The organism is Gemmatimonas sp. (genome assembly GCF_041689975.1).
GTDB lineage: Bacteria > Gemmatimonadota > Gemmatimonadetes > Gemmatimonadales > Gemmatimonadaceae > Gemmatimonas.
Genome location: NZ_JBDNFF010000128.1, coordinates 1 through 4249, shown reverse-complemented (window position 1 = coordinate 4249; position 4249 = coordinate 1). Strand labels below are relative to the sequence as shown.

At 63.5% G+C, this 4249-nt stretch carries 4 protein-coding genes and 1 pseudogene; 2 read left to right on the top strand and 3 right to left on the bottom strand.

Annotated elements, in window-relative coordinates; translation table 11 throughout:
* Both ACESNG_RS08765 and ACESNG_RS08760 read left to right on the top strand, forming a co-directional pair.
* Positions 1-261, top strand: a 261-nt coding sequence (locus ACESNG_RS08765) for a MaoC family dehydratase N-terminal domain-containing protein (RefSeq protein WP_373068603.1), incomplete at its 5' end; no start/stop codon positions are given.
* Positions 258-662, top strand: coding sequence for a MaoC/PaaZ C-terminal domain-containing protein (locus ACESNG_RS08760; protein WP_373068601.1), 405 nt, complete (start codon positions 258-260; stop codon positions 660-662). The genes ACESNG_RS08765 and ACESNG_RS08760, both read left to right, overlap by 4 nt.
* A gap of 3 nt (positions 663-665) precedes the next feature.
* Here the strand turns inward: ACESNG_RS08760 and ACESNG_RS08755 are convergent, their stop codons facing one another.
* The 3 genes and pseudogenes from ACESNG_RS08755 to ACESNG_RS08745 all read right to left on the bottom strand — a co-directional run bounded on the left by ACESNG_RS08755 (position 666) and on the right by ACESNG_RS08745 (position 4088).
* On the bottom strand, positions 666-2207 hold the full coding sequence (locus tag ACESNG_RS08755; RefSeq protein ID WP_373068599.1) for an AMP-binding protein: 1542 nt from the start codon (positions 2205-2207) through the stop codon (positions 666-668).
* A gap of 119 nt (positions 2208-2326) precedes the next feature.
* A pseudogene (locus tag ACESNG_RS08750) lies at positions 2327-3249 on the bottom strand (NAD-dependent epimerase/dehydratase family protein).
* Between the two features lie 308 nt (positions 3250-3557).
* Entirely contained in the window at positions 3558-4088 is a 531-nt protein-coding gene (locus tag ACESNG_RS08745; protein WP_373068597.1) for a hypothetical protein, read from the bottom strand.
* Between the last annotated feature and the right edge of the window lie 161 nt (positions 4089-4249).

Genomic DNA, 4249 nt, shown 5'->3' with positions numbered 1-4249 from the left:
GCCTCGTGGCAGCCACCGGAGGAGTTCGCGTTGTGCGGAATGGACCTGACACGCGTGCTGCACGCCGGTCAGGAGTTCATTTACTTGGGTGAGCCCCCACGCGTCGGCACGGAGCTGACGGTCGACTCCCGGATTGAGCGCCGGTGGTCCAGCAACTCCGGGGACCTGCACTTCTTGACCGTCCTCAACGAGTTCAGCGACGGCACAAGGGTCGTGGCCCAGATGCGGACGACGGTCGTCGTTCGGGAGGACACAACGTGACGGCTTGGAGAATCGGCGATGAACTGCCGCCGCGCACCGACGCCCCACTGACGGTGACGGAGTTCGTCCGCTATCAGGGAGCGTCCGGCGACATGAACCCTGTCCACCACGACCAGGTCGCTGCCGAGGCGGTCGGCTACGACCGACCGCTCGCCGTAGGGATGCTCGGTGCGGGCCGACTTGCTGCCTACCTCACCGACACGTTCGGGCCCCGGGCGGTTCGCGCCTTCGCCGTGCGTTTCAGCGCGCCGGCGTGGCCGGGCGACGCCTTGACCTATAAGGCCCGCGTGGTCGACGTCGTAGAGGTGGACGACGGCCACGAACTGGTATTGGAGGCCACCTGCACCACCGCATGCGGCGACGTGCACGTCGGTGGCACGGCACGCTTCCGCGTCGGCTGAGGTTCACTCGCCCGGCAGTACCCGCTCGCGCAGGGCAAACTTCTGGACCTTGCCTGTGGGCGTGCGCGGGAGCTCGTCGATCAACTCCAGCCGCTCGGGCAACTTCTGAGGGGCGATCTTCTTGGCCCGCAGGAAGTCGGTAACGTCCGACAACTCGAGCGTTTCGTCGCTGCGCGTCACGACGAACGCGCACACTCGTTCACCGAGCCGCTCGTCGGGGATGCCGACCACCGCGACCTCATCGATCTGGGGATGTGACATCAGCAACTCCTCGACCTCGCGCGCCGAGATGTTCTCGCCACCGCGGATGATGATGTCCTTGAGCCGTCCGCTCACGCTCACGTAGCCGGAGGCATCGCGCCGGACGAGGTCACCGGTCCGGAAGTACGAGCCCACGGCGAATGCGCCATCGTTCGCGCTGGCGTCTAGGTAGCCGAGGCAGGTGGCAGGACCGCGAACCCAGATCTCGCCCTCCTCGTCGGGTCCAGCGTCGAGACCGTGCGGCGTCACGATACGGACGTCGAAGCCCGGTAGCACCGGACCGTCAGTGGTTGCGCGTCGTTCGATATCGTCGTGCGATCGGGACCCTGTCACGGTGATGCCCTCGGACAATCCGTATACCCGCGAGATCTGCGCGCCAAGGACCGACTCCGCGTCCTCGATTACCTTGGCCGGGACATCTGCCCCGCCGCACGAGCCTCGGAGCAAGGGGTTGTCGTGGGGCCCGATGCCGCGAGCTATCGCGCTCGCGACCAGCCCCTTGATGAATGGGGTCGCCCCGCCGGTGAACGTGCAGCCGTGCTCGAGTACAATTTCCATCGCTTGGTCGGGCTCCCAGACATCCTGGAACACCACGCAGCACCCGACCAATGCCGGCATGGACATTGAGTACAGGAGGCCGGAGACGTGGGTGATCGGCGTCGGCATGAACAGCCTGTCGTCGGTGGTGAAGTCGAACAGGTCACGCAGGTCCTTCGTCGCCCGCATCAGGGTGTTGTGGGAGTGCAGAACGCCCTTTGGGCTGGCGGTCGTTCCCGAGGTGTACAGCAGCAACGCGATGTCGTCGGCGCTGGCGTTGACCGTCGCCGACTGGTGCGCGGAGCCTCTGAGGATACCGTTCAGCTCGTCGTCTTCGGCGCGCACCGTGAGCAGACGCGGCCTGCTGGCGGCAACGTCACAGGCCTCGCGAAGGACCTTGCCGTAGTCGGTGCTGCGGAACTGGCCCAGGCCGATGACGACCTTGGGCTGGCACTGGTCGAAGACGAAGGCGAGCTCGGCCTGGCGATAGATCATGTGCAGGGGGTTTATCACGCCTCCCACTCTCAGGATCGCGTACTGCGCGACGATCGCCTCCCACCAGTTTGGTAGCATGAAAGAGACGACGTCGCCCCGACCGACGCCGTGGTCGATCAACCAGGCGGCCAGGGCGTTGACCATGCGGTCCAAGGTCTTGAAGTCGAGGCTGACGGCGCCGTCGATGATCACGGTCCGTGTCGGGGCGGATCGCACTTGTTTGCGCAGGAAGTCATCGAGGCGACGATTCATCCAAGCACCTGTGCGTACGTATTCCTCGGCCCGGGCCGGATCGAGGTGGGTGGGTGCCATTTCGTGCACGGCGGCTGATGCTGGGCTGGAGTGATTCATGAGATAGAACCCTAGTTTCTTTATTGGTCGAGGCTAGATGGTCTGGGGTGGATCGGGTACCACCGGACAAGTCTGCTCAGGCCCTCAGTGAGGGACACTGCGGGGCTGAAGCCGAGAACCTCGCGAGCTAGGTCACCCGAGAAGTTGCGCTGGACGGCCCACGCGTCGCCGTTGCGGGAGCGCCATTCCACCGTGGTCTCCGACCCTGCTGCCCTTAGCAGGGTGGTGACAATCTCCTCCCACGACACCGACCGGCCGGACACCACGTTGAGCTCGATGTCGCGCACGTCGTGATGGACTGCTTGCACGACGGCCTCGGCCGCGCCTCCGACATACAGGAAGTCGTAATGCTCGTCCGGCTGTCCCTCGACCTCGATGATCGACTCGTCGAGACGATCCATCAGGGAAAGGAGATGGGCGGCGTAGAACCCGTCGGCATGGAGCCGATCGCCGTATAGCGTCCCGAGCCGGAGCGCGATGTAGGGCAGGTCGAACGACTCGGAGAAGCAGCGGCAGTAAAGCTCGGAGCTGAACTTGCCGGCGCCGTAGCAGGTGCAAGCACCTATCGGTGACGTCTCGGTTACCAGCGAGCCGGGCGCCGGGATTCCGTACACACCGACACTTGAGCCAAGGACGAAGCAACGATTCCCCTGCTGGGTTGATGCCCACAGGAGGGAGTGGGTTGCTGCCGCGTTGACGGCAAAGGCGCCCCGTGGGGCGGCCCGGGATGCCTTCATCAGCATCGCGGCGAGGTGGACGATCACATCCCATCCCTCAGCGCCTTGTGTGCTGCCTGCTCATTGCGAATGTCGCTCTCGATGAGTGTGACCCGCCCGATCTCGAGCGCGCCGGACGGGTCACGGCGATTGATCGTCCGATCCAGCGTGACGACCTGCTCGACGCCACTGGCCAGGAGGCGATCCACGACGTGTGATCCGAGCATGCCGGATCCTCCGGTGACGTGGACGTTGGATGAAGACATGACCTCACTTCCTGTGCAGGTGATCCGATGACGACCTGACCCGCATCATACGCCCTTTTTACATATTTGGAACACCAGATCCATTCCATGGAACACTGGCTATATCGTGAGATTCGGTGTCTCACTGAGAAGTAGACGGAAGGCGGGCCGACGTCGGACACGCACAAGTTCCTGCTTGGAGCGTCTTGCTGAGGGCTGCGCTTGCGAGTTCCCAGACCGCCGGGATGTTCCTGCCGAATAGGGTGAGTTGTCGGAGCGAAGTGCTTGGCTCAGCCGAGGAACGAGACCACGTCGTTGTTCGACAACTCGGGTCCCGCGGGGACTTCTGCGAGTTGCTCAGCGAGCAACTCGATTCTGCTTCGGTTGCCGGCCGCCCATTCCTGCACCTCGTCGACGATGTCCTGGAATGGGCATCCGATAAGTTTGTCAACCTGCAACGGATCCAACTTGCCGAGACTGCCCATGCCGATGCGCCACGCCTTGACGTCTCCAGAGAACCCGCCGTCGATCGCATGTACAAGTACTGCAATCTCACCGAGCGAACCTGCAAGTACGAATCGAAGAGATGCTCCGTGATCGGGCAACACCAAGGTCGCAGGGGCGCCGCTGAGCATCTCTACCGCGGCAGCTGCATGCCTGAGGCCGCCGTCGAAGGTTGGCCCTCCGCCTGGCTCGTGCATGACGACCGTTTTGAAGGTGATTCCTCTGTCGATGGCCGCGACGGCGTGACCCTCCTCGTCAACTAACACATGACGATCAAGCCCATGCCGTTCGCACTCGGGCTCCACAAGATCTTCCATCGTTCTAGTCTGCCAATCGCACTGTTGGGCCTGTGGATAACCGGGGCTTCGGAAGTTAGCGGGGTCTAGCGATCTCGTTGAAGTGGCGCGGTGAAGCTTCTTCATCCCAAAAGAAAGGCGGGGACTCTGCCATCCTGTTGGTGTTCTAGGCCAACGAGAAG